We start from the raw sequence: 24809 nt of genomic DNA on the forward strand, positions 1-24809 counted from the left end.
ATGACCGATTATGGGCGTCCGCCGCGGTTCGGCCTCTTCCTGGCCCCGGACGCGTCCGCGCCGCTGATCCGTACCGCGCAGGAGGCCGACCGGCTCGGACTCGACCTCATCGGCGTGCAGGACCATCCGTACCAGCGCCGGTTCGTCGACATGCCGACGCTGATGGGGGCGCTGCTGGCCGCCACCTCGCGGGTCAGGGTGTTCCCGGCGGTGGCCTGCCTGCCGCTGCGTCCGCCCGCGACGCTGGCCAAGGCGATGGCCTCGATGGACCGGCTCAGCGACGGCCGGGTGGAGCTCGGCCTCGGCGCCGGAGCCTTCTGGGACGCGATCGAGGCGTACGGCGGCGCCCGGCTCGCGCCCGGTGCGGCCCGCGCCGCGCTGGAGGAGGCGGTGCAGGTCATCCGGATGCTCTGGAGCGACCAGCGGGGGCTGCGGTTCGACGGGGCGCACTACCGGCTGGCGGGCGCGCAGCCCGGCCCGCCGCCCGCGCACAAGATCGGCATCTGGCTCGGCGTGACCGGGCCGCGCTCGCTGGAGCTGGCCGGCCGCGTCGCCGACGGCTGGATCGTGTCGTCCTCGCACGTCCCGCCGCAGAAGCTGCTGGAGGGACAGCGGCGGGTCGACGACTCCGCCGCGGAGGCGGGCCGCGACCCCGCCGAGATCCGGCGGCTCTACAACCTGGCCGGCTCGATCGACGAGAGCGGCTCGCAGGGCTTCCTGAACGGGCCGGTGCGGCAGTGGGCCGACCAGCTCACCGAGCTGGCCGTCACCTACGGCGTCGACACCTTCGTCTTCGCCGGCGACCCCGACCAGCTCGGCGCGTTCGCGATGGAGGTCGCGCCGGCGGTCCGCGAGCAGGTCGCCCGCGAACGCGCCGGCTGACTCCGGCGCCCGCTCCGAGTCCTCAGGGCCGTGCGCACCCTGCCGAGCCTCCGGGCCGGTGCCTACATGCGTTCGGGCGTCGGCACACCGAGCAGGTCGAGGCCCGTGACCAGGGTGCGCAGCGTCGCCGCGCACAGCGCCAGCCGGGACGTCCTGGTGGCCTCGTCCGGCGCCTTGAGCACCGGGCAGTTCTCGAAGAATCCGGTGTAGGCCTGGGCCAGCTCGAACAGGTACCCGGCCAGCCGGTGCGGTTCGGACAGCTCGCCCGCCTGCGTGACCACCGCCCCGAAGTCGAGCAGCTTCAGCGCCAGTGCCCGCTCGGCCGGCTCGCCCAGCGTGATCGGGCCCGTCGCCGCCTCCGGCTCCAGCCCGCCCCTGCGGAAGATCGACCGGATCCGCACCGTCGCGTACTGGAGGTAGGGGCCGGTCTTGCCGTGGAAGGAGATCATCCGGTCGAAGTCGAAGACGTACTCGCTGTCCAGCGCCACCGACAGGTCGGCGTACTTGACCGCGCCGACCCCGACCTTCTCCACGATGTCCGCGCGGGTCGCGGCGTCGAACGGCTCCTGGTGATCGATCTCGTCGAACTCCCGGCCGGCCCGCTCGACCGCCTCGTCGACCAGCTCGGCCAGCTTGACCGTGCCGCCCGCCCGGGTGCGCAGGATCTTGCCGTCGGTGCCGAGCACGTTGCCGATCTGCGCGTGCTCGGCCCGCACGCCCTCGTCCAGCCAGCCGGCCATCCGGGCGACCGCGAAGGCCATCTGGAAGTGCAGCGCCTGCGGCGCGCCCACCACGTAGATCATCCGGTCGATGTGCTCGGTGTCGACCCGGTAGCGGATGGTGGCCAGGTCGGAGGTGGAGTAGTTGTAGCCGCCGTCGCTCTTGCGCAGGATGACCGGCAGCGGCTCGCCCTCCCGGCCGGTGAACCCGGGCGGGAACGCGCACAGCGCCCCGTCGCTGATCACCGCGATGCCCTTGTCCTCCAGCTCCTGGACGGTCGGGGCCAGCAGGTCGTTGTAGAAGCTCTCGCCCTTGATGTCGGCGTCGGTCAGCGAGACGCCGAGCCGCCGGTACACCGTGTTGAAGTACCGGGTGGACGCCTCGACCAGCACGTGCCACAGCCGCAGCGTCTCGGGGTCGCCGGCCTGGAGCGCCACCACGCGCCGCCGCGACCGGTCGGCGAACTCGGGGTCGCCGTCGAACTTGTGCCGCGCGGCCTGGTAGAACGCGGTCAGGTCGGAGACCGAGGCGTCGTCGCGGGCGGCGGCCTCCTCGCCGAGGTCGAGCAGGTGCTCGATCAGCATGCCGAACGGGGTGCCCCAGTCGCCGACGTGGTTGTCGCGGACGACGTCGTGCCCGGCGAACTCCAGGATCCGGGCGATCGCGTCGCCGACGATCGTGGTGCGCAGGTGCCCGACGTGCATCTCCTTGGCCACGTTGGGCGAGGAGTACTCCACCACGACCCGCTGCGGCGCCTCGACGCGCGGCACCCCGAGCCGCTCGTCGGCCAGGACCTCCTGCGCCTGCCCGGCGATCCACCCGTCGTCGAGCGTCAGGTTGATGAACCCGGGGCCGCTGACCTCCACGTCCGACACCAGGCCGGTGCGGTCGAGGTTGGCCACGATCTCGTTCGCGACGTCGCGCGGCTTTCGGCCCAGCCTCTTGGCCAGTGGCAGTGCCACGTTGGCCTGGAGGTCGGCGAACTGCGACGGCCGGATGACCGGGTCGGCGCCGGCGTGGGAGGGTCCGAAGGCGGCGCCCAGCGCGGCCTGGACCCGGGCGGCGAGTGCGAGTTGCGGATCGGGCATGGCCCAAGGTTATCGGCGTCGAGGTGCAGATCAGTATCGGATTGTCAGGGGGAGGCGCCCGCGTGGCGGCGCGCGTCGCGGACGCGGCGGAGTAGGACGGGGGCCAGACGCAGGAACAGCGACAGCAGCACCGCCGCGCCCAGCGCGATCCCGAGGGCGGTGGCGTCGTTGTCCAGCCCGCCCGGGTGGAGCGCGAAGAACTCCGACAGCCACGGCACCGCCAGCACGAGCACGAACGCGGCGCCCATCAGCCCGACCAGGCCGAGCCGCCACCAGTTCCACGGGCGGGCGATCAGCGCCAGCACCCACAGCGCCAGCACGAACAGCGCCAGCGAGGCGGTGGAGCTGTCCTGCTCGAAGCCGCCGCCGGGGCGCTCGGTGGCCAGCAGGTAGCCGGAGAACGTGGCGATGCCGCAGGCGGCCCCGGCCGGGATGGCGAACCGCAGCACCCGCGGCACGAACCCGGTCCGGGCGCGTTCCGGGTTGGGCGCCAGGGCCAGGCAGAACGCCGGGATACCGATGGTCAGGGAGCTGATCAGGGTCAGGTGCCGGGGCAGGAAGGGGAACCGGACGTGCACCACCCCCACCAGCAACGCCAGGATGATCGAGTAGACGGTCTTGGTGAGGAACAGGTTGGCGACCCGCTCGATGTTGCCGAGTACCCGGCGGCCCTCGCCGACCACTTGTGGCAGCGTGGCGAAGCTGTTGTCCAGCAGGACGATCTGCGCGACCGCGCGGGTCGCGCCGCTGCCCGACCCCATCGACACGCCGAGGTCGGCGTCCTTGAGCGCCAGCACGTCGTTGACGCCGTCGCCGGTCATCGCCACCACGTGGCCGCGGGACTGCAACGCCTTGACCATGGCCCGCTTCTGCTGCGGGCCGACCCGCCCGAACACCGAGTGCTCCGCCAGCACGTCCGCCATCTCCGCGACGCCGCCGGGCAGCGTCCGGGCGTCGACGGGACGGTCCGCGCCCGGCAGGTCCAGCGAACGGGCGATGGCGCCGACCGACACCGGGTTGTCACCGGAGATCACCTTGACCTCGACGCCCTGCTCGGCGAAGTAGCGCAGCGTGGCGGGCGCCTCGGCGCGCAGCCGCTGCCGCAGCACGACCAGTGCGGCGGGCTCGGCGCCGGCGGTCACGTCCAGGGTGCCGGGGGAGGCCAGGGAGCCGTCCGGGACGCGGGCGACGGTCAGCACCCGCAGCCCGGTCGAGCCCAGCTCCTCGGCCCGCGTGCGGGACGGGTCGTCCGCCGCGAGCAGCACGTCGGCGGCGCCGAACACCCAGGCGCCGTGCCCGCCGTACTCGGCGCCGCTCCACTTGCGGGCCGACGAGAACGGCACCGTGCCCGTCGCCTCCCAGCCGGGGGCGGTGGTGCCGAGCCCCTCCCGGACGGCCAGCATCGTCGGGTTCGGGTCCGGGTCGGAGGCCGCGAGCGCGGCCAGCGCCTCCCGTCCGGGCAGGTCCGCGCGCAGCGGCACCACCCGGTCGAGGTCCATGCCGGGCTCGGTCAGCGTGCCGGTCTTGTCGACGCACAGCACGTCCACCCGGGCGAGGCCCTCGATCGCGGGCAGCTCCTGCACCAGGCACTGCCGGCGGCCGAGCCGCACCACGCCGACGGCGAACGCGATGCTGGTCATCAGCACCAGGCCCTCGGGGACCATCGTCACCACCCCGGCGACCGCGCCCACGACCGCGTCCGGCACGCTGTCCGCCGAGGAGAGCTGGCTGGCGAACAGCAGGATCGCGATCGGCACGATCAGCCAGGTCACGTACTTCAGGAACCGGTTGATGCCCGACATCAGCTCCGAGTGCGACAGGGAGAACCGGCTGGCCTCCTCGACGAGCCGGGCCGCGTAGGCGTCGCGGCCCACCTTCTCGGCGGTGAACGCGCCGCCGCCGGCCACCGCGAAGCTGCCGGACTGCACCTGGTCGCCGGGCGTCTTCAGCACCGGGTCGGCCTCGCCGGTCAGCAGCGACTCGTCGATCTCCAGGCCCTCGGACCCGGTGACCGTCCCGTCCACGGTGATCCGGTCGCCGGTGCCGAGCAGGATCAGGTCGCCGAGCACGACCTCCTGCTGGGGGACCTCGCGCTCGGCGTTGTCGCGCAGCACCCGCACCGGCGTCTCTCCCACCACCGCCAGCCGGTCGAGGGTCCGCTTGGCTCGCAGCTCCTGGACGACCCCGATGGCGGAGTTGGCGACGATGATCCCGCCGAACAGCCCGTCCTGCCACTGCCCGAAGATCATGATGAGCACGAACAGCGAGCCGATCAGCGCGTTGAACCGGGTGAGGACGTTCGCCCGGACGATCTCACCGACCGACCGGCTGGTCCGCCGGGGCACGTCGTTGGTCTGCCCGGCCTCGACCCGCTCGCGCACCTGCGCGGCGGTCAGGCCGCCGCCCGGTGCCTGTGCACCCGTCACTTCGCCCCCGTTGGATGCCTGCGTCATTCCCCATGATCGCTAAGGGCAATCCCGGCCCGCCGCCTACCGGGGACCGGTCTCCGGCGCGGGCGGCGGAGCGTCCGGGGGAGGGGCCGCTGGGGGGACGACGGGCGCGAGGTCGGGACCTGACGGCGCGCCGGGACCCTCCGGGGACTCCTGAGCCGCCTCGATCGCCGCCCGGCCCTCGGCGGGCGTCTCGGGGTCTCTGGCCGGCTCCGTCTCGGGTGCCTTCTCAGCGGGCCTCTCGGGTGCCCTCTCGGCCGTCCCGTCGGACGGCTTGCCGGACACCTTCTCGGCGGCCTTCTCGGCGGCCTTCTCAGCGGGCCTGTCGGCGGGCTTGTCGGCGGCGTCGCGGTCGCCGTGCGTCCAGCGGCCGAACCGGGACGTGCGGGTGGCGGCCACCTGCTCGCGGATGCGCTCGACGATGCGTCCCGCGGCCAGCTCGTGGGCGAGCAGGCAGGCCGAGGTGATCGCGCGGGCCCGGGACGCGCCGTGCGCGATGACCACGGTGCCGTTCAGCCCGAGCAGCACCCCGCCGCCGTAGGTGTCGGAGTCGAGCCGGTCCTTGAGCTCCTGGAGGCGGCGGCGCTGGAGCAGCGCGCCGACCTTGGCCGTCCGGCTGCCGGTCATCGCCGACCTGATCTCGGTGAAGGCCATCGCGATGGTGCCCTCCATCGTCTTGAGCGCGACGTTGCCGGTGAACCCGTCGGTCACCACGACGTCGACCGTGCCGGCCAGCAGGTCGTGGCCCTCCACGTTGCCGGTGAACTCGATCCCGTGGTGCCCCCCGGCCAGCAGCTCGTGGGCGCGCTTGGTCACCTTGTCGCCCTTGGCGGGCTCGGCGCCGATGCTGAGCAGCCCGACCCGGGGCCGCTCCAGGCCCAGCCGGATCTGCGCGTACGCGGTGCCGAGCGCGGCGAACTGCACGAGCGTCTCGGGCTTGACGTCGGCCGTGGCGCCGGCGTCGAGCAGCACCGTCGGCCGGGGCCGGGTCGGCAGCGTCACCGCGATCGCGGGCCGCAGCACGCCCTGCTGGCCCTTCAGCCGCAGCCGCGAGGTGGCCACCACCCCGGCGGTGCTGCCCGCCGACACCAGCGCCGCCGCCCGGCCCTGCTTGACCAGGTGGCAGGCGATCGCGATGGACGAGCGCGGCTTGCGCCAGCTCGCCAGGGCGCCCTCGCCCATGTCGAGGGCCTCGTCGGCGTGCACGATCGGGATCTCACCGACGATGCCGTGCCGGTCGAGCTCGCGCCGGATCCGCGGCGCCTGCCCCACCAGGACCGCGCGGACGCCGTGCTCGCGGACCGCCGCGACCGCCCCCGCGATGATCTCCTCGGGCGCGTGGTCGCCGCCCATCGTGTCCACCGCGACCGGCAGCGGACGGGCCGCCGCGGGACGGGCCGTGGCGGAGCGCGACGGCTCGCCATTGCCGGTCATGGCCGCTCCAGGTGGGGTGAAAGTACGCGGGTGCGCCGCAAGAACGCAGCTCATCGCATCGTAGGACGTTCTTTCACCGCCCTGGACGGCGGCGGCCGAGAGTGACGGTGCTCACTCCGCGGCCGGGATCGGACCTCAGTTCTTCTTCTTGTGGCAGTCGGCGGCCAGGCAGGTCGCGTTCTCGACCATGGGGCGCCCGCCGACGAGGATCGTGTAGTAGTTGGCCTTCGTCTCGTCCTCACCGCTGCCGATGACCTGCACCTGCCGCTTGTCGGAGGCGGTGCCGGTGCACATGGCGCGCATCTTGCGCTTGGTCCAGCCCGGCATGTCCCGGCAGCTCAGCGGACCCGTCAGGGTGACGCCGCGGGCGCGCAGCTCGGCGGCGGCGGCGTCCGGCAGCCCGCCGCGCAGGGCCGTCTGCGTCTTGTAGCGCAGCTCGGTGGTGTCGATGAGCGTCACATAGGCCAGGGCGGCGCCCACCGCGAGCACGAGCACGGTGGCACCGCCCATGATCAGGGCCTTCACACGGGTGATCTTCACAGCGGTAACGTCACCCGGGCCGGGCCCGGTCAAGCGCGCCGCGCGCGAGTTTTACCCGGTGCGGACCATGTCGTTACCTGTTCAGGAAGGTCGGCAGCCGGGGCCGAGGCAGTGCGTGCGCAGCGCCTCGCGCCCTCCGACGGTGACGATGTACACCTCCTGCGGGTGCTCGGTGTCGGCATCGGTGGCGGTGCCGGTCACCACGACCGGGACGCCGGCGGTCGTCCGGGCCGTGCAGTGCACCCGCAGCAGCGCGTCGGAACGGGTGTCGGGCATCCTGCACATCGGCCGCGCCTTCAGCCGGACGCCGCGGTCGCCCAACAGCGTGGCGGACCCGTCGGCCACGGCGTTCTCATAGGCGCCGTCGGAGATGCGCTTCATCACCTTGCAGCCCGACAGGGACAGGACGAGCAGCGCGGCCAGCAGCACCGCGGGGACCCGCTTCATCCCTCCTCCCCGGCCTCGCCGCGTCCCAGCACCTCGGCGACGGCCTCGGCCACGACGTCCGGACGGTCGACATGCAGCAGATGCAGCTCGGTGGGCAGCTTGACCTGCCTGCCGTAGGGGCTCATCTCCGCGAGCGTCCGATGGCCCTCGGCCCACTCGCGCGCCTTGGCGGGGTCCTTCACGTCCCCGAGCGCCGTCAGCACCACCAGCGGGACCGGCGGGAACGGCAGCCGGACGCGCAGTGCGGCGAGGTCGGCGGCCATCTCGCGGTAGGCCAGCTCCTCGGCGAGGATCCCGCCAAGCACCGTGCCGCGCCCGTACACCGCGCGCACTTCGCCATCGGGGACGGGCACCCTGCGACGGGTCAGGAACCGCATGGCCAGCCGCCGCCCGGCGGGGGCGGCGAGCCAGGGGATCCGGGTCGCCCCGACCACCGCGCCCAGCGCCCGGGTGGCCGGGACGGCCGCGGCGGAGACCCGCGGCGGCGCCTGGACGCGCGGGGCCGCCGGGTGGGTGGCGACCCGGCTGAACCGGGGCCGCCAGGCCCCGCCGGACGGATCGCGCTCGTAGCTGGGATCGACCAGCACCAGGCCCCGCACCAGGTCGGGCCACTGCCGCGCGAACGCCTCGGCGTGAAAGCCCGCCAGCGAGTGCGCGACCACCACGACCCGGCCGCCCGCCCGCTCGGCGAGCCCGGCCAGGATCGCGGTCTCGCGGCGCAGGCTGGGCGCCGCGCGGCCGGCCGGGCTCAGCCCCAGCCCCGGCCGGTCGAAGACGGTCACCCGGTGGGCGCCGTCCAGCAGGTCCGCGCTGGGGCGCCAGTCGAACCACGCGCCGCCGAGCCCGGAGCTCAGCAGCAGCGGGGGACCGCCCGGGGGGCCGGTCTCGACCACGTGTACCCGTTCGCCGCCGGCGTCCACGACCGTGCCGGCCTGGGGGGTCATGGCGTCGCCTCTTCTCGCTCGTGGCCGGTGCCGGGCTCGGCGCCCGGCCGCCGCCGGTCGCTCCGCGCGGCACGCCAGTCGGTGTACAGCGCCCAGCCGATGACGAGCAGGCCCAGGCACAGGATGCCGATCTGGATGCGCTGGATGATCCCCAGCCACTGGCCGAGCAGCATCGCCAGCAGGGTGGCGAACCCGGCGGCCGACTCCAGCGCGGCCAGCACCCAGCCCCAGCGGGCCAGGAACGGCCACCAGCCGTACCGGTGGGCGGCGATCGACAGGGTGAACAGCGAGGCCACCCCGAACATCACCACCGCGCTGCTGGTGACCGAGTGGAACTCGTGGGAGAACGAGACGTTCTCCGACCGTTCGAGCAGCGCGCAGCGGCTCTCCAGGCTGGGCGCGCAGTCGAGCGGGAACACCGCGTCGCCGATGGCGCAGACGCCGAACAGCATCAGCAGCGTCCAGCCGGCGGTGGCCCACGGCCTGCGCCGCAGCGTCAGCAGGCAGGTGGCCGCGACGATGATGATCAGCAGGCCGGTGACGAAGTCGCCGCCGCTGTAGAGGGCGTCGTAGGGCTGGTCGACGGCCGACAGCTCGCTGACGTAGCCGTTGATGACGTCGAGGTCGGGGCTCAGCAGGTGTTCCAGGAAGAACGTGGCGTAGGCCACCGCCGCCACCCCGTTCAGGACGACCGCGAACCCCGGGACCGCGCCCGGCCGGCCGGCCGGTGACCGCGTGCCCACCTCGTGTGGCCGCGTGCCCACTCGGACCCCCTCCGGATCCTCGGGGGGACGACCCCCCGCTTCCACTGGGCGTTACCGGCGTCCACCCCCCGTGGTCCCCGTGATCGCCCCGGTGCTGTCCCCGCTCAGTATTTCCCCACCCAGCATAGGCACGGCACCGGGGGCGCCCTTTACCTCAGGTAGTCACAGCACGTGGGGCGGATCCCACTTAATCTGGATAAGAATGAAATGTCTTGTTCGGTGTTGACCAGCATCTTTGTACGCTTAGGTGGGTATCTGTGTCACATGGCCGTCGACCGGGCGCTTCAATAGAGTGACCTGGGCCATAGTGATCACTGTCCGTGATGGCGTGCCCCCCGGTACGTCCCCCGCTGATTCAAGGAGTACCAACACGTGACACTGGTGAACGACGCGGCTCCCGCAGTGCGATCGACTGGTCGCAAGTACCGCGCCTTCACGGCGAAGCACCTGGACGAGCTGACCGCGCGTGCGGGGCTGTCGCCCGAGCAGCAGCTCGCGACCCGGGCCGTGGCGACCGTGCTGCCCTTCCGGACCAACGCCTACGTCCTCGATGAGCTCATCGACTGGTCCGCGGCCCCCGACGATCCGATCTACCGGCTGACCTTCCCCCAGGAGGACATGCTGCCGGCCGAGGACGTCGCCCGCCTGTCCGACCTGCTGCGCCGCGAGGCGCCCAAGGCCGAGGTCGAGGCCGTCGCCCACGAGGTGCGGATGAAGCTCAATCCGCACCCGGCCGGGCAGATGGAGCTCAACATCCCGACCTTCGGTGACGGCAAGATCCCCGGGATGCAGCACAAGTACGACGAGACCGTCCTGTACTTCCCCAAGCAGGGCCAGACGTGCCATGCGTACTGCACGTACTGCTTCCGCTGGGCGCAGTTCGTCGGCGAGGCCGACCTCAAGATGGCCGGCGACGACCCGCTCCAGCTCCGCGACTACCTGGTCGCGCACCCCGAGGTGACCAGCGTGCTGTTCACCGGCGGCGACGCGATGATCATGGGGGAGGGAGTGATCCGCCGCTACATCGAGCCGCTGCTGGAGCTGGAGCAGCTCGAATCGATCCGGATCGGTACCAAGTCGCTGGCGTACTGGCCGCAGAAGTTCGTCACCGACCCGGACGCCGACGGGATGCTCCGGCTGTTCGAGCAGGTCTCAGAGGCGGGCAAGAACCTCGCGTTCATGGCGCACTTCACCCACCCGCGCGAGCTGGAGCCGCTGGTGCTCGGCGAGGCGGTGCGCCGCATCCGCGACACCGGCGCGGTGATCCGGACCCAGTCCCCGCTGATCCGGTCGATCAACGACGATCCGGCCGCCTGGCAGAGCATGTGGGGCACCCAGACCCGGATGGGCATGGTGCCCTACTACATGTTCGTCGAGCGCGACACGGGCCCGCAGGACTACTTCGCGGTGCCGCTCGTCCGCGCCTACGAGGTCTTCCGGGACGCCTACAAGAACGTCTCCGGGCTCTCCCGCACCGTCCGCGGCCCCTCCATGTCGGCCACCCCGGGCAAGGTCTGCGTGGACGGCGTCCTGGACCTGTTCGGCGAGAAGGTCTTCGCCCTGCACTTCATCCAGTGCCGCGACGCCGACCTGGTCGGCAAGCCCTTCTACGCCAAGTACGACCCGCAGGCCGTCTGGCTGGACGAGCTCAAGCCCGCCTTCGCCGACCGCTTCCCCTGGCAGTCCTGACCCCGGCGGCCCCGGTCTCGGCCATCACCTCGCGTTGAGGATGCGGCGTGCCGCTCGGAAGGCGGGCGGCACGCCGCGTCCTCAGCCGAGCTCGAACCAGGTGTGCAGCCGGCCCTCGTCCCCCATGAAGTGGCCGAACCGGTCGGCCAGGGTCTCGATCAGCATCACCCCGTAGCCGTGCTCGCGCAGCTCGTCGCCGGTGCGCGCGACCGGCCGGGTCGCGGCGCCGTCGTCGACCACCTCGCACCGCAGCACCCCCTCCGCCTCGTGCAGCGTCAGCGTGATCGTCCCGCCGAAGCGCGACCGGGAGTGCCGCACGCTGTTGGTGCACGCCTCCGATACCAGCAGCTCGGCGGTGTCGGCCCGTGCGTCGGAGTCGAGCACGTCCAGCGCGAACCGCCGCGCGTGCCCGACGCTCTCGGGCGCGCCCGGCAGCGTCACCGAGCCGAGCATGGCCTGGACGGTCATGACGGCCTCGCCTCCATGATCATCACCACCGCCTCCCGTCCGGTGCAGAGGGCTCAATGTCCTCGTAAGTCAGTACGTGCCCCAGTGAGCAGGACAAATGCCACCGGCGCCGATCGCATGTCAGGGCTTGGCCAGGGATGAACCTTGTGCGATCGCCTGATTTCGTACCGTCACCATGGCAGGCTTCGGGCGAGACCTAGACAGGAAGAGTGGCGACATGAGCACCCCCCATGACCTGCCCGGCGTCCAGTGGCGGAAGAGCTCCCGGAGCAGCGGCAGCGGCCAGTGCGTCGAGGTGGCGGCGCTGGGCGGCCTGGTCGCCATGCGCGACTCCAAGGCCCCGGCGGACGGGACGCTGGCCCTCTCGCGGGCCGCCTTCGCCGACCTCCTGGCCCGGGCCGGGCGCGGCGACCCGCGCTGACCGCCCCCTCACCCAAGGGCGCCCCCATAGAGAGCGATCACAGCGCCCCCTACGTCCGTTGGCAAAGGGCTGGGGCCGCCCGCGGTACGGACGGCCCCAGGGGGAACGTGAGGATCAGCGGGCGGTCAGGACCCGTAGACGGGGACGATCGACGCGCGCGCCAGCGTGTGCGCGGTGATGTTGAAGCCCACCACGGCCGGCGAGGTGTCGGAGTCGACGCCGAGCGAGTCGACGTCGAGGGCGTGCACGGTGAACACGTACCGGTGCGGCTCGCCGGGCGGCGGGGCGGCGCCGCCGTACGCCTTGGTGCCGTAGTCGGTGCGGGCGTGCACGCCGACCTTGGTGTCGGCGGTGCCGGCGCCGGTGGGCAGCTCGGTCACCCCGGCCGGGACGTCGAACAGCGACCAGTGCCAGAACCCGCTGCCGGTGGGCGCGTCGGGGTCGAAGCAGGTCACCGCGAAGCTCCTGGTCCCGGCGGGGAACCCCGACCAGCGCAGGTGCGGGGACCGGTTGCCGCCGCTGAACCCCCAGTCGTCGAACACCTGCGGGTCGCCGAGCGTCCGCCCCTCGGCGATGTCGTCGCTCTTCAGGGTGAACGAGGGGACCTCGGGCAGGAACTCGTGCGGAAGTGGCGGCCGGCCGGTCATGACGACTCCTCGATGTTCGGTGCGGTTGGTCTCCCCATACCTATCAGGGGTCGCCCGCCCCTCAGGGGCCCCAGGGCCGGCCGCCGCGCCCGGCTACTTGCCGGACGCCTCGGTGTAGGCGGCGATGACCTCGTCGGGGTCGCCGTCCATATGGATCCGGCCCTCGTCGAGCCAGATGACCCGGTTGCAGGTCTCCTCGATCACGTCCAGGTTGTGCGCGACCAGGAACACCGCGCCGGCGTCCTTGCGCAGCTCGTCGATCTTGGCCTTGCTGCGCCGCTTGAACTTGGCGTCGCCGGTGGCCAGCGCCTCGTCGATGAGCATCACGTCGTGGGTGCGGGCCGCCGCGATCGCGAACCGCAGCCGGGCGCCCATGCCGGAGGAGTAGGTGCTCATCGGATACTCGATGAAGCCCGGCTTGAGGTCGGCGAACTTGACGATCTCCTCGTAGCGGGCCCGGGTCTCCTCCATGTTGAGGCCCATCGCCAGGCAGCCGAGGGTGATGTTGCGGGACCCCGACAGGTCCTTCATCAGCGCGGCGTTGACGCCCAGCAGCGACGGCTGCCCGTCGGTGTAGACGCCGCCGCGCGCGGGCGGGAGCAGCCCCGCGATGGCCTTCAGCAGCGTCGACTTGCCCGAGCCGTTGGTGCCGATGACGCCGATCGCGTCACCGCGGTAGGCGACGAAGGAGACGCCCTTGACGGCGTGGACCTCCTTCATCTGCGGCCGGCCCTCGCGGCGGACGACGCGCATCAGCGCGGTCGCCGCGCTGCCCTTGTTGCCGCCGCCGCCGTACACCCGGTAGACGATGTGCAGGCCGTCGACGACCACGATCGGCTCGCGGGTGGGGTCGAGCACCACCTCGGGCTGGGCGTCGTTCACCGTGGCCTTCTCCTTCAGCGCCTTAGCCACGGCCGTACCTCTCCTCCGCGCGGTGGAAGTACCAGAAGCCCCCGACGAAGGCGATCACGGCCCAGGCGATCGCGTACCACCACAGATGATTGTCGCTCCAGTGCCATCCGGCCAGGTCACCGCGGTAGGACTTGATCAGCGACGTCCGGGCGAGCTCGATGTAGATCGAGCCCGGATTGGCCTTGAGGATCTCGATCAGCCACTGGTGGTTGTGCATCTTCTTGGCCACCTCGGGGATGGCGAAGATGACGCCCGAGGTGTAGAGCCAGGTCCGCAGCACGAACGGGAGCAGCTGCTGGACGTCGGGGGTGAAGGCCCCGACCCGGGCCAGCGCCAGGCTGAGCCCCATGTTGAAGACGAGCTGGAGTGCCAGCGTCGGGATGATCAGCAGCCACTGGAAGCCGAGCGGCTCGCCGAAGCCGAGCACGATGGCGAACAGCACCACCATCGAGATCAGCAGCTGCTGCAACTCGATGATCACGTACGAGAACGGCAGCGAGGCGCGCGGGAAGTGCAGCGCCCTGATCAGCGAGAGGTTGCTGCTGACCGACTTGGCGCCGGCCGTCACCGAACGCTGGGTGAAGGTGAAGATGAACACCCCGGTCACCAGGAACGGGATGAAGTTGCTGACCCCCCGGCTGGTGCTCAGCAGCAGCCCGAAGATCAGGAAGTAGACCGCCACGTTCAGCAGCGGTGTCAGCACCTGCCAGAGCTGCCCGAGGCGGGAGCTGGTGTACATCGAGGAGGTCTTGGCGGACGCGAAGTTCCAGATGAAGGTGCGCCGTTGCCAGACCTGGGTGATGTACATGCGCAGCGAGGGGCGGGCTGCGCTCTGCTTCAGTCCGTTGCGCGCGGCGAATTGGGCCAGCGACTCGCTGCTCATCCCGTTCATGCGAGGAGGCTCAGAGATCGTGCTGACCGGTTCGCCACCCGAGGAGCTGAGCCGTTCCGGGTGACTCATGCGGGGAAGCCTATTGCAGTCGGCGATATGTCAGGGACGTTCGCACGGATGTGACCCCTGATTTGAGATCTTTCGGAGTCATGCCCGCCTCTCAGGGGATACCCCGGTCATGCTGGCGAATCACCGAAAGCGGACCCCGAGATCACGATCCGTGTGCGGAGCGTCGCTGCGAGTCCGGTTCGGGCCCCGTGCAGGCCGGTTCAGGATCGGCCGGTCCCGTACCGGCCGGGGCCGGATCCCGGCGGCGGAACGCGGGCCCGTGCTGCTGCGCCGGCTCGGCCGGCTCGACCGGTGGGCGTTCGACCGGGTGGCCTCCGCCCGGCTCCCCGGGCTGGAGTACGTGCTGCCGAGGCTGTCGCGGCTCGCCGATCACGGTCTGCTGTGGTTCTCCGGCGCCGCCGTGCTGGGCGCGAGCAACCGGGCCCGGCTGCGCCGCGCGTCGCTGCGCGGGTCGCTGGCGATCGCCGTGGCGAGCCCTCTGGTGAACATCGCGGGCAAGCACGCGTTCCGCCGCAAGCGCCCGGTCCTGGACCTGGTGCCCCCGATCCGGATCCGGTGGAAGCCGCCGACCTCGCACGCCTTCCCGTCCGGCCACTCGGCCTCGGCCGCCGCGTTCGCCACCGGGGTGGCGCTGGAGGCGCCGGCCGCGGTCGCGGCGCCGGTCGCCGTGACGGCCGTCGCGGTGGCGTTCTCCCGCATCTACACCGGGGCGCACTACCCGGGCGACGTCCTGGCCGGGCTGGGCATCGGCGCGCTGGCCGGGTTCGGCACCCGGCTGCTCTGGCCCGCGCGCCCGCCGGTGGCGCATGTAACGCGCACCACCACCGAGCCGGTGCAGATCACCGAGGACGGGCAGGGGGTCGTGGTGGTCGCCAACCCCGGGTCCGGGCCGGGTCCGGGGGCGGGGGTGGACGAGCGGAGCGCCGGGGCGACGGCGTTCGTCCCGTCCATGGGGGAGCCGCCCCTGGAGCTGCTGGCGCGTGAGCTTCCGGCCGCCGAGATCGTCCGGCTGGAGCCCGGTGACGACATCGAGAAGGTCTTCGACGAGGCGGCCGGGCGGGCCGCCGTGCTGGCGGTGGTGGGCGGCGACGGCAGCGTCAACGCCGCCGCGCGGGCCGCGCTCAGGCACGAGGTGCCGTTGCTGGTGGTCCCCGGCGGCACGTTCGACCATTTCGCCCGCGCGCTCGGCATCGAGACGGCGGCGGACGCGGTGGCCGCCTACCGGGGAGCGCTGCTCGGCCGGGTCGACGTGGCCTTCGTCCTGCCCACCCGCGGCGGAACCGGCGCGGGCCCGGACGCCGACGAGGCGCTTCCCTTCCTCAACACCGCGAGCTTCGGCGCCTACACCGAGCTGGTGGAGCGCCGCGAGCGGCTGGAGGACCGGCTCGGGAAGTGGCCCGCCCTGGCCGTGGCCGCCGTCCGCACCCTGCGGCACTCCGAGCCGGTCGAGGTGGTGGTGGACGGGCGCCGGCGCCGGGTGTGGCTGGGGTTCGTCGGCAACTGCGCCTACGGCTCGCGCGGCCCCGCGCCCACCTGGCGCGAACATCTGGACGACGGACGGCTCGACATCCGGATGGTCACCACCGGGCACCGGGTGCCCCGTATCCGCGCCGTCGCCGCGATCCTGGCGGGCCACCTGCACCTGACGCCCGGCTACCGCGCCTGGACGGGCGGCTCGCTGGAGCTGGTGTCGCTGGACGGCGGGCTGCCGGTGGCCCGCGACGGCGAGGTCTCCACGCTCTCGTCGGTGCTGCGCTTCGGCAAGCACCCCGGCGGGCTGCCGGTCTTCTGCCCGCCCGTCCCCCGCTGAGCCCCCGGTGAGCTCCCGGTGAGCCCCCGCCGAGTCACCCGAGTACGAGCCGGCAGTCGCGGAGGCCGGTGACGACCGGCGAGCCGTTGTAGGACGGGACGGAGCCCTCGTCCGGGGCGATGTGCCCGTGCCGGGCGAGGAGCTCCTCCAGCAGGACGCGGATCTCCATCCGGGCGAGCGCCGCGCCGAGGCAGAAGTGCGGGCCGTGGCCGAACGCCAGGCCCGCCGCGTCGGCGCGGCGCGCGACGTCGAAGCGGCCGGCGTCCGGGCCGAACGCGGCGGGGTCCAGGCCGGCCGACCCGTAGAGCAGCATGACCCGGTCGCCGGCGGCCAGGTCCGTCCCCTCCAGCGTGACCGGACGGGTCGCGGTGCGCAGGAAGTACACCACCGGGGAGGTCCAGCGGAGGATCTCCTCGACGGCGCCCGGCATCAGCTCGGGCCGGGAGCGCAGCGCCGCCCACTGCGCGGGGTCGCGCGCGAACGCCAGCAGCCCGCCCGACAGGGCGTGCCGGGTCGTCTCGTTCCCGGCGACCAGGAGCTGGATCAGGAACATCACCAGTTCCAGGTCGGTCAGCCGGTCCCCGTCCGGTTCGGTGCGCGCGAGCTGGGAGATCACGTCGTCGCGCGGGGCCGCGCGGCGCTCGTGCGCGGTGCGGACGAGGTAGCCGCCGCACTCGGCCCGCAGCGCCTCGCGGTCCGGGTCCGGCAGGTCCGGCGCGGCGCCCGGGACGATCGCCTCGGACCAGCGGAAGAAGCGCGGCCAGTCGTCCTCCGGGATGCCGAGGAGCAGGCAGATCACCTGGAGGGGGAGCGGCACGGCCAGGCCGCCGACCACGTCGAACGGCCGTCCCGGCTCGACCCGCCGGAGCAGCGCCCGGGTCCGGTCCCGGACCGCGCCCTCCAGCCGCCGCATCGCCGAGGGGCGGAACGCCGGGGCGACCAGCGCCCGGTAGCGGGCGTGGTCCGGCGGATCGGTGTGCATGATCGTCGGCGGTGCGGCGTAGGCGTGGCCGAGCTCGCCGAGCAGGATGCCGGCGCCGGACCGGAAGGCCGCCGGGTCGCCGGCCGCCGCGCGCACCGCGGCGTGCGTCGCGGCGACCCACAGCGCGCCCCCGGTGCCCGGCGGCGGAGCGGGATGGCGGACGGGGCCGCCGTGCGCGCGGATCCGCTCGTACAGCGCGTGCGGGTGGCCGTGCGCGAAGTGCCCGTTGGGGAAGTCCGCCGGGAGCGTGGGGTCCATGAACAAACGCTAGGTAGGTGGACGGTCTGGCCGCAAGTCCCCCCGCGATTCGTCCGCCGGGCAGCGGGTAAGAGACCGGCCGACCGCGGCTGGAGGGTGTGAGACATGACGGCAGGGAACGATCCGGGCGTGCTCAGTGACGAGGATCTGCTCCGCGAGCTGGGGAGCCTGTACGACACCAGGCTCGACGCCCTGCGGCACGCCGCCGATCAGGCGTACGCCGAGCACACGCGGCGGATGAACCAGCTCGAGGCCGAGTACCTGCGCCGCCGGCCGGGCCGCGAGATCGACCCCGCGCGGCTGAGGGAGGGCGCCCGCGCCCGCTGATCCGGCATGGCCGTACCCTTGCGACGGGCATGCGAAGGTCAATGAAGTCCTCACTTTAGGTAAAGCCGGGCGTCAATCCTCTGCGCCCGGCCCCCCACCCCTGTAAGGATCGGCTTCGCAGTCCCGGACGCGCGGGTCCCCGAGCCAGACGGGACCGCACCGCGCCCGCCGGGAGCGATGGCCGATCTTGGGGGTGTGGTCCGTGGGGCGAGGCCGTCCAGCCCAGTGCGCTCGGTACGACCGCCGCGACGGCCAGCCCGGACTGGTCGAGTGCGCGCGCCGCTGGTGGCCGTTCGTGGTCGGATCCCTCGGTGTGACGGCCGTCCTGCTCGGGGCGTACCTGATGGTGCCGCGCGAGACCGGGGCGGCGGCGGCCGAGCGGCGGACCGAGCCGCGGTTCGACGCGCGGCGGGCGGGCGGCGCCGCCGCGGCGGTCACGCCGCAGATGCGGGCCCTCGGCATCACCGGCCGGATCAGCGCCTACACCACCCGCTACACCGCGGGCGAGCCGCGGGTGCGCAACATCGAGCTCGCCGCGCGGGCCCTGAACGGGCAGGTCGCCTCGCCGGGCAGCACGTTCTCGTTCAACCGCGCCATCGGGGCGCGGACCAAGCGGCGCGGCTACGTGCCGGCCCCGACGATCATCGGCCGGCGGCTGGTGGACGACGTGGGCGGCGGCATCTGCCAGGTCTCCACCACGCTGTTCAACGCGGTCTTCGACGCCGGCCTCGACATCCGCGACGCCCGCGCGCACACCCTGTGGATGCCCGAGTACCCGCAGGGCCGGGAGGCGGCGGTGGCGTTCCCCGACCTCGACTTCACCTGGCGCAACGACACCGGCCGGCCGGTGATGGTCACGACCGAGTTCACCGGCACGGCGCTCACCGTCGCGCTCTGGGGGACGCGGCGCTACGAGGTCCGCTCCCGGTCGTCGCGGCGCTACGGCCTGACCGCGTACGGGTCGGAGGCCGACCGCGGCCACGCCTGCGTCCCGATGCGGGGCGGGCAGGGCTTCCAGATCGACGTGTGGCGCGTGCTGGTGCTGGGGGGCCGCGAGATCAGGCGGCAGCGGTTCCACACCGAGTACGAACCCCAGCTAGAGGTCACCTGCGCCTGACGCCCGCGCCTCCGCCCGCGCCCCGCTGAGCGCGCCGTCCAGTGACCGCGCCCGCGCGGCGCGGCGGAACTGGTCGTCCAGGCTGCGCGGGAACGGGAGCATCCGGTGCCGGTCCCGCCACGGCGCGAACTGCCGGACGGCGTTGAACCCGGCCGCGGTGACGATCCGCTCGGCGCGCGCGGCGAGCGGCCAGGCCGGGTAGCGGTCCAGGTGCGCGATCCCGCCGGGCAGCCCGGCGGGACGGCGCGGGGCGACCAGTGTCAGCCGCGGACGGACGCCTTCCAGCGCCGCCATGTCCTGCGCGTAGGCGGCGAGTTCGAGGATCTCGGCGTCCGGCCCGGCGTGCACGATCAGCCAGCCGCCCGGCCCGCCGTCCGGGGCGTCCGCGGCGCCGTCCGGGGCGTCCGGGGGCGGGTCGGTGAGGTCGTCCAGGACGGTGACCGAGCCGGACGCCGCGCGCAGATACGCGGCGTGCTCCGCCGCCAGCGGTTCGAGGACGAGGGTGCGGTCCAGGCGCGGCGGGGCGGCGGGGAGGAGGCGCGAGTACGCGTCCCAGCGCAGCAGCCGGGCCAGGTGCGTCACGGTCGTCCCAGGCGGCACGGAGCCGGCCGTGAGCTCGCCGCGCAGCCCGGCCGGGAACGCGTCGATGATCAGCTCGCGCGGTGCCGTCTCCGCCAGCGTCGCGGCCGTCCAGCGGGTCAGGCCGGCGCGGTCCAGCCCGGCGGGCGCGCGGCGCACCGTCCAGCCGCCCGCCACCCGGGGGTCGGCCGCGAACGGCGACGGGGTCAGGACGGTGACCGGGGTGGCCCCTTCGTGCGGGCCGGTGGTGTGCAGATACGCGCGGAGCCGGGTGAGGTGGCCGAGCCCGCCGCCGCTCGCGTAGCAGGCGATCAACGACCGGCCGCCTCCGCGAGGACCGCCAGGTAGCCGGCGGTCTCGGCGGCCGGGGTGAACCGGTCGCGGACCCGTGCCGCGCCCGCCGCGCCGAGCCGGGCGAGCTCGGCGCCGTCCGCCCGCGCGGCGCGGTCGATCGCGGCGCGGCAGGCGTGCGCGTCGCCCGCGGGGAAGGCGAACCCGATCCCGTCGCCCGCCACGTCCGCGAGGCCCCCGGCGTCCGAGGCCAGCAGCGGGACGCCGAGCGCCGCCGCCTCCAGTGCCACGTTGGGCATCCCGTCGTAGAACGAGGGCAGCGCGACCAGGTCGCACGAGGCGTACACGGCCGGCAGGTCGTACCGTTCGAGGAACGGCAGGAACGAGTGCGGCACCTCGCCGGCCCGGTCGTCCAGCCAGCCGGTCACGGCCTCCTCGACCTCGCCGACGAGCAGCAGGTGGAACGCCCCGGCGTGGCCGGACGCGTGCAGCGCGCCGAGCAGGAACCCCACGCCCTTCTTGCTCTTGAGCTGCCCGATGATCCCGATCGTGCGGCGCCCCGCCGCGACGTTCGCGGCCCGCCACCGCTCGCCCCGCTCCCGCTCGGACGGCAGGACGCGCCACTGCGCGGTGTCGACGCTGTTGGCCACGAACGTCACCGCGGCGTCCGGCGCTAGCGCCTTGACCAGCGGCGCGTGCGAGCGGGCGACCACGCACACCCGGGCGGAGGCGCGCAGCGCGTCGGCCAGCACGCCCCGGCGCCGCATCGAGAACGCGCCGACGTCGATGTCGTTGCCGCGCAGCAGCGTGACCAGCGGCGCCTCCAGCAGCGCCGCCAGGACGGGCGCGGCGAGCATCGAGTGCGTGCCGCCGAACGCGACCACGTGGGTGTACGCGGCGTTCTCGGCGGTCAGCGCGGTCCACAGCCGGCGCAGCGCGTGCTCGGGATCGTCCTCCAGGGGTGCGGTCAGCAGCCGGCCGCCGTGCTCGCGCTCGACCTTCCACGGCCGGGCCCGCCGGGTCAGGTGGGCGACGTCGACCTCGGCCCCGGCCGCGCGCAGCCCGCGCACGATGCGGTCGCAGGACTCGGCCATCCCGCCCTTGCCCGGCGGGTAGTGCTCGGTGATCCACAGGATCCGCGCCATCAGCTGTCCACGAAACCGGTGTCGTCGTCGTCGAAGTCGCCCTCGGCGAAGGAGTGGTCGCCGCCCCGCTCGAACGCGCCCCGGTCGTAGGAGTCGAACGAGGAGTACCAGGCGCGGTCCTGATAGGTGGACGAGGTGCTCTGGTAGAAGTGGCGCCGGTAGCCCCCGGCCCATCCCGGGTCGTGCGCGTCGTGCGACCCGTACCCCTGCGCGGCGGCGCACTCGGGGCAGAGCCCGTTGGGTCCGGCCGCGTGCTCGTCGCAGACGGGACGGGCGCACTGCGGGCACGCCGCGACGGACGGCCGTCCGCAGCGGCCCAGCACGAAGAAGCCCGTGGTCACGGTGCAGCGGGTCACGCGGTCCTCCTCTGCGCGCCGGTTCCGGGCGGTGTCCACCGGAACAGCTCGGTCGACACGGTCAGGATCGGCTCGACCAGCGCGCGCTCGTCGGCGGCGGCCGGGATCTTCGCGGTCGCGCGGATCACCGGCCGGGGGCCGTCCTTGACCCGGACCACGATCCAGCCCGGGGGCGGGCTCGCGGGCCGCCGCACCGCGGCGGCCTTCGCCAACCGGCGGGTGGCGTCCACGCGCAGCACCTTCTTGGTCTTGTACTTGACCTTGATCTTGCCGCGGGGGTTGCGCTTGCGGATCCGGCGGTACCTGATCCGGTCGGTGACCGCCAGCTCCAGCACGCTGCCGTCGCGCAGCTCGGCCCGCAGCCGCAGCCAGGGATCGACGACGAACCACTGCTTCATCGACGTCACCGGCCGCTGGACGGGCATCTCGTGCCTGGGCCCCGTCTTCTCCGGGAATTTCGGCCCGCGCAGGTCCAGCGCGACCGACAGCACGCCGTCGGGGCGCATGTCCTCGGTCAGCACCCGCACCAGCGGCACCAGCGCCGTGCGGGTGCGCGCGGGGAGCCGCCACCTGCGGCGCCGCACCACCGACTCGTGCCGGGCCAGCCCCCGGATCAGCGCGTCCCACTCCGCCGGCCGCATCGACACCGAGAAGCTCCGATGCCAGATCAGCGATTGGTGCAGGGGGTGGAATCCTTCGATGGCCGCACGTTGCTTGCGCCAGAACATTGGACGGAACACCATCAATCGGTCAGGTCGGGTCGGGCATGTGGTCTTCGGCGGGACGGCCCTCCGGCGTGGGCGCCGGCCGCGATGGCGCGACCGTACGGTAGACCTCGGCGAGCCGGGCGCGCGAGTGCGTCCAGGTCAGCCCGTCCTGGACGCGGCGCCGGGCCCGTCCGCCCATGGCCGCGGCCTCGTCCGGGTACTCCAGCAGGATCCGGACGGCGCGGGCCAGCTCGGCCGGACGGTCGGCCGGGACGAGCCGTCCGTGCTCGCCGCCCGCCATCAGCTCGCGCACCACCGGCAGGTCCGAGGCGACGACCGGCACGCCCGCCGCCATCGACTCGATCACCTTCAGTGGCGCGCAGCCCTGGTCCAGGTTCCGGGCGCAGCCGGTGAGCGGCGCCACCGACGCCTCCGCGTGCGCCAGCCACGCCGCGACCTCGTGATGCGGCAGCGTGAACCGCCAGTCGACCCGCTCGGCGACGCCGAGCCGCTCGGCCATCCGCCGCACCGGCTTGGCCCGCCGCTCCGGCACCGACGCGCAGATCACCAGGCGCAGATCGTCCAGGTCGGCCAGCCGCGCGAACGCGCGCAGCAGCACGTCCAGGCCCTGCCAGGGCTGGAAGGCGCCGACGTAGATCAGGTAGCGGCCCGGCGCGTCCGCCGGGCGGGCCGGCCGCGGGACGACATCCGCGCCGTTCGGCACCAGGTGGACCCGCCCGGCCGGCACGCCCAGCCTCCGGACCGCGTCGCCGATCACCGCGGACGGCACCACCACGGCGTCGCTGCGCTCCAGGCAGAACCGCTCCAGCTCGCGGATCTTCGCCAGCGTCGCGGGCGCGGCCCACGGCCAGGTGTGGCTCATCTCGATCGACGGCAGCCCGTTCACCTCGTACACCACCCGGTGCCGCCGCCCCTCCGCGGTGACCACGGGCAGGGCGCTCCACGGGTCGCGGACGTGGCAGACCTCCAGCGTGTCCAGGTGCGGCGCCAGGTGCCCGGCGAGCCAGCCCGAGAACGCCTCGGCCCGGTCGATCAGGTTGGGGATCCGCGCGTCGAACCGGGCGATCTCCCGGCCGCCCTCCCACTGGTAGCGCGGCAGCCCGCCGCCGAGCACGCCCAGCAGCCCGCCGCCGAACCGGTCGAACAGCTCGTCGGCCATCTGCGCGATGTGCACCGCCGACCCCTTGCTCGACGGGAACCGGTCGAACGCCGCGTACGCGGCGCGGTGCCGGAACGGCGGCCTCATCCGGCCCGCACCTCCTCGTGGACGCGCAGTCCCCGGTGCCAGGAGATCTGGTCGGCGAGGCCGCCCGCCAGTGCGGTCTGCGCCGTCCAGCCGAGGAGCCGCGCGGCCCGTCCCGGATCGGCCCAGGTCCGCGTCGCGTCCCCGGCGACCGGCGTCTCGCTGCGGATCTCCGCCGGGACGCCCAGCACGCCGGTCAGCAGTTCGATCGCCGCCCGCACCCGCACCGGCTCGGGATGCCCGACGTTGATCGCGATCCCGGGCGGCAGCTCCGCCGCGACCGCCGCGAGGGTCGCCGCCGCCACGTCCCCGACGTGCGTGAACGACCGGGACCGCCGCCCGTCGCCGAACACCGGCAGCGGACGCCCGTCCAGCACCGCCTCCACGAACCGGTGGAAGGCCATGTCGGGCCGCTGCCGGGGCCCGTACACCGAGAAGTAGCGCAGCAGCACCGTGCGCAGCCCGTCCCGCGCGGCCTGCCGGGTGAGCCGCTCCACCTCGACCTTGCTGACCGCGTAGGGGCTCGCGGGGTCCAGCGCGTCGTCCTCCCGGTTGGGACGGAGCCCCGCGGACCCGTACACAGAGGAACTGGACGCGACCACCACGCGTGGCCGCAGCCGCGCGGGCCGTCCGGCACACGCTTCCAGAAGGCGCCGCGTCGCCGTCACGTTGTCGCGCTCGGCCAGGGCCCGCCCTGCCCCCCACGAGCTGCGGACGCCGGGACGTCCCGCCAGGTGGACGATCGCGTCGGCCTCGACCAGCCCGGCCAGATCGTCCAGCGCCAGATCGGCCTCGATCCGGGTGACGCCGGGCCGTCCGGCCAGCCGGGCCCAGCCCGGCCGCGCCGCGTCCGGGCACAGTGCCCGTCCCGGCGCGTCGACCGCGAGGACCTCGTGCCCGGCGTGCGAGAGCGCATCGGTCACCTGCCCCCCGATGAACCCGGCCGCCCCCGTCACCACTACGCGCACCAGAGCACCTTACCCAAAATCACCTAAAACGGGCAGGTCAGGGGGTCGGTGCCTGACCGATGCCGGACGCCGGGGCAACCGCCGGGCCCGATCGGGCGACCGCGCGTCTACCGCCTTCCGGAGAGCGGCGTCCCCCACTGGCCGCAACCGGGTCCGCCGCCATCCGCCGGAGGCGACGCGGCGTCTTCCCGGTGCATCGACATTCTGGGAGGCCCCCTTGCCCAAGCGTCTCGCCCTACTCGTCGCCGCACTGGCGACCGTGCTGTCCGCGGCCGGATGCGGTGCCGGCACCCCGACGGCGGCGCCGACCTCCGAACCCGTGGCCGAGTCGTCCATCCCGTCCACGGAGCCCCCGGCCGAATCGCCGACCCCGACGGAGTCCACGCCGACCGCCACCCCCGCACCCACCCGCGTGAGGCCGGCGCCGACGCGGACCCGTACCCGGCCGACCCCGAAACCGAGCCGCCCAAGAGCGCGGCCCAGGACGCCCAAGAAGGTGAAGCCCGCTTACCCGGCCGGCGCGACGGCGGTCTGCCGTGACGGCAACATCTCCTATTCGGCGCACCGCCGAGGAACGTGCAGCCACCACGGCGGCGTAGCCCGCTGGCTCCGCTCCGTCCCGTCCTGACCGACGGCGC

Annotated in this window: 24 protein-coding genes and 1 pseudogene; 7 read left to right on the forward strand and 18 right to left on the reverse strand. The window is 73.6% G+C overall.

Features of this window, described 5'->3' with window-relative positions:
- Positions 1 to 882 carry an LLM class flavin-dependent oxidoreductase gene (locus OHA34_RS27905; RefSeq protein ID WP_329519376.1) on the forward strand — a complete coding sequence of 294 codons (882 nt, stop codon included), beginning with the start codon at positions 1 to 3 and terminating at the stop codon, positions 880 to 882.
- Between the two features lie 62 nt (positions 883 to 944).
- On the opposite strand, the gene argS is transcribed toward OHA34_RS27905, so the two are convergent.
- The 7 genes and pseudogenes from argS to OHA34_RS27940 form a co-directional block, all read right to left on the reverse strand.
- Positions 945 to 2690 (reverse strand): arginine--tRNA ligase, encoded by a 1746-nt coding sequence (gene argS / locus OHA34_RS27910; RefSeq protein ID WP_329519377.1) that lies wholly within the window; start codon positions 2688 to 2690, stop codon positions 945 to 947.
- Positions 2691 to 2734: 44 nt separating this feature from the next.
- On the reverse strand, positions 2735 to 5143 hold the full coding sequence (locus OHA34_RS27915; RefSeq protein ID WP_443029593.1) for a cation-translocating P-type ATPase: 2409 nt from the start codon (positions 5141 to 5143) through the stop codon (positions 2735 to 2737).
- Between the two features lie 354 nt (positions 5144 to 5497).
- Positions 5498 to 6574, reverse strand: a pseudogene (plsX, locus tag OHA34_RS27920) (phosphate acyltransferase PlsX); the annotation flags it as partial.
- A 135-nt stretch (positions 6575 to 6709) separates the two neighbouring features.
- Positions 6710 to 7114: a hypothetical protein gene (locus OHA34_RS27925; RefSeq protein WP_285938481.1), complete on the reverse strand. Its 405-nt coding sequence runs from the start codon at positions 7112 to 7114 to the stop codon at positions 6710 to 6712.
- A gap of 81 nt (positions 7115 to 7195) precedes the next feature.
- A complete protein-coding gene (locus OHA34_RS27930) occupies positions 7196 to 7561 on the reverse strand; it encodes a hypothetical protein (RefSeq protein ID WP_285938480.1) in 366 nt (121 codons plus the stop codon).
- Positions 7558 to 8505, reverse strand: a complete 948-nt coding sequence (locus OHA34_RS27935) for an alpha/beta fold hydrolase (protein ID WP_329519379.1) — start codon at positions 8503 to 8505, stop codon at positions 7558 to 7560. The genes OHA34_RS27930 and OHA34_RS27935 overlap by 4 nt, the downstream gene beginning before the upstream one ends.
- Positions 8502 to 9269: a DUF998 domain-containing protein gene (locus OHA34_RS27940; RefSeq protein ID WP_329519380.1), complete on the reverse strand. Its 768-nt coding sequence runs from the start codon at positions 9267 to 9269 to the stop codon at positions 8502 to 8504. The genes OHA34_RS27935 and OHA34_RS27940 overlap by 4 nt, the downstream gene beginning before the upstream one ends.
- A gap of 372 nt (positions 9270 to 9641) precedes the next feature.
- Between OHA34_RS27940 and OHA34_RS27945 the strand changes: the two genes are divergently transcribed.
- Positions 9642 to 10958: a KamA family radical SAM protein gene (locus tag OHA34_RS27945; RefSeq protein WP_285938477.1), complete on the forward strand. Its 1317-nt coding sequence runs from the start codon at positions 9642 to 9644 to the stop codon at positions 10956 to 10958.
- 81 nt (positions 10959 to 11039) lie between these two features.
- Here OHA34_RS27945 and OHA34_RS27950 read toward each other — a convergent pair whose 3' ends face one another.
- Positions 11040 to 11426: an ATP-binding protein gene (locus OHA34_RS27950; RefSeq protein WP_285938476.1), complete on the reverse strand. Its 387-nt coding sequence runs from the start codon at positions 11424 to 11426 to the stop codon at positions 11040 to 11042.
- A 217-nt stretch (positions 11427 to 11643) separates the two neighbouring features.
- Between OHA34_RS27950 and OHA34_RS27955 the strand changes: the two genes are divergently transcribed.
- Complete coding sequence (locus tag OHA34_RS27955) at positions 11644 to 11847, forward strand: DUF397 domain-containing protein (protein ID WP_285938475.1); 204 nt, start codon at positions 11644 to 11646, stop codon at positions 11845 to 11847.
- Positions 11848 to 11972: 125 nt separating this feature from the next.
- On the opposite strand, the gene OHA34_RS27960 is transcribed toward OHA34_RS27955, so the two are convergent.
- The 3 genes from OHA34_RS27960 to OHA34_RS27970 form a co-directional block, all read right to left on the reverse strand.
- A complete protein-coding gene (locus OHA34_RS27960; RefSeq protein WP_285938474.1) occupies positions 11973 to 12494 on the reverse strand; it encodes a YbhB/YbcL family Raf kinase inhibitor-like protein in 522 nt (173 codons plus the stop codon).
- A 93-nt stretch (positions 12495 to 12587) separates the two neighbouring features.
- Positions 12588 to 13376 (reverse strand): ABC transporter ATP-binding protein, encoded by a 789-nt coding sequence (locus tag OHA34_RS27965; protein ID WP_285938632.1) that lies wholly within the window; start codon positions 13374 to 13376, stop codon positions 12588 to 12590.
- 22 nt (positions 13377 to 13398) lie between these two features.
- On the reverse strand, positions 13399 to 14298 hold the full coding sequence (locus tag OHA34_RS27970) for an ABC transporter permease (protein ID WP_285938472.1): 900 nt from the start codon (positions 14296 to 14298) through the stop codon (positions 13399 to 13401).
- A 328-nt stretch (positions 14299 to 14626) separates the two neighbouring features.
- Between OHA34_RS27970 and OHA34_RS27975 the strand changes: the two genes are divergently transcribed.
- Positions 14627 to 16177, forward strand: coding sequence for a bifunctional phosphatase PAP2/diacylglycerol kinase family protein (locus tag OHA34_RS27975; protein ID WP_329519381.1), 1551 nt, complete (start codon positions 14627 to 14629; stop codon positions 16175 to 16177).
- A 34-nt stretch (positions 16178 to 16211) separates the two neighbouring features.
- On the opposite strand, the gene OHA34_RS27980 is transcribed toward OHA34_RS27975, so the two are convergent.
- On the reverse strand, positions 16212 to 17417 hold the full coding sequence (locus OHA34_RS27980) for a cytochrome P450 (protein WP_329519382.1): 1206 nt from the start codon (positions 17415 to 17417) through the stop codon (positions 16212 to 16214).
- Between the two features lie 105 nt (positions 17418 to 17522).
- On the opposite strand from OHA34_RS27980, the gene OHA34_RS27985 reads away from it, so the two are divergent.
- Both OHA34_RS27985 and OHA34_RS27990 read left to right on the forward strand, forming a co-directional pair.
- Entirely contained in the window at positions 17523 to 17744 is a 222-nt protein-coding gene (locus OHA34_RS27985; protein ID WP_329519383.1) for a DUF6158 family protein, read from the forward strand.
- Between the two features lie 202 nt (positions 17745 to 17946).
- Positions 17947 to 18861, forward strand: coding sequence for a VanW family protein (locus OHA34_RS27990; protein ID WP_329519384.1), 915 nt, complete (start codon positions 17947 to 17949; stop codon positions 18859 to 18861).
- Here the strand turns inward: OHA34_RS27990 and OHA34_RS27995 are convergent.
- The 6 genes from OHA34_RS27995 to OHA34_RS28020 are packed head-to-tail and all read right to left on the reverse strand — an operon-like array spanning position 18841 to position 24171.
- The gene (locus tag OHA34_RS27995; RefSeq protein WP_329519385.1) at positions 18841 to 19755 is read right to left on the reverse strand and encodes a hypothetical protein; all 915 of its coding nucleotides are present in this window, start codon (positions 19753 to 19755) and stop codon (positions 18841 to 18843) included. The genes OHA34_RS27990 and OHA34_RS27995 overlap by 21 nt on opposite strands.
- Positions 19752 to 20876, reverse strand: coding sequence for a glycosyltransferase family 4 protein (locus OHA34_RS28000; RefSeq protein WP_329519386.1), 1125 nt, complete (start codon positions 20874 to 20876; stop codon positions 19752 to 19754). Before OHA34_RS28000 ends, OHA34_RS27995 begins: the two co-directional genes overlap by 4 nt.
- Positions 20876 to 21232 carry a hypothetical protein gene (locus OHA34_RS28005; protein ID WP_329519387.1) on the reverse strand — a complete coding sequence of 119 codons (357 nt, stop codon included), beginning with the start codon at positions 21230 to 21232 and terminating at the stop codon, positions 20876 to 20878. The genes OHA34_RS28000 and OHA34_RS28005 overlap by 1 nt, the downstream gene beginning before the upstream one ends.
- The gene (locus tag OHA34_RS28010; protein WP_285938462.1) at positions 21229 to 21960 is read right to left on the reverse strand and encodes a hypothetical protein; all 732 of its coding nucleotides are present in this window, start codon (positions 21958 to 21960) and stop codon (positions 21229 to 21231) included. Before OHA34_RS28010 ends, OHA34_RS28005 begins: the two co-directional genes overlap by 4 nt.
- Positions 21961 to 21982: 22 nt before the next feature.
- A complete protein-coding gene (locus OHA34_RS28015) occupies positions 21983 to 23206 on the reverse strand; it encodes a glycosyltransferase family 4 protein (protein WP_329519388.1) in 1224 nt (407 codons plus the stop codon).
- Positions 23203 to 24171, reverse strand: a complete 969-nt coding sequence (locus tag OHA34_RS28020; RefSeq protein ID WP_285938460.1) for an NAD-dependent epimerase/dehydratase family protein — start codon at positions 24169 to 24171, stop codon at positions 23203 to 23205. The genes OHA34_RS28015 and OHA34_RS28020 overlap by 4 nt, the downstream gene beginning before the upstream one ends.
- Between OHA34_RS28020 and OHA34_RS38590 the strand changes: the two genes are divergently transcribed.
- Positions 24137 to 24799 carry a DUF3761 domain-containing protein gene (locus OHA34_RS38590; RefSeq protein ID WP_432763020.1) on the forward strand — a complete coding sequence of 221 codons (663 nt, stop codon included), beginning with the start codon at positions 24137 to 24139 and terminating at the stop codon, positions 24797 to 24799. The genes OHA34_RS28020 and OHA34_RS38590 overlap by 35 nt on opposite strands.
- The last annotated feature ends 10 nt before the right edge of the window (positions 24800 to 24809 follow it).

It is taken from the genome of Spirillospora sp. NBC_01491, assembly GCF_036227065.1.
Taxonomy (GTDB): domain Bacteria; phylum Actinomycetota; class Actinomycetes; order Streptosporangiales; family Streptosporangiaceae; genus Spirillospora; species Spirillospora xylanilytica.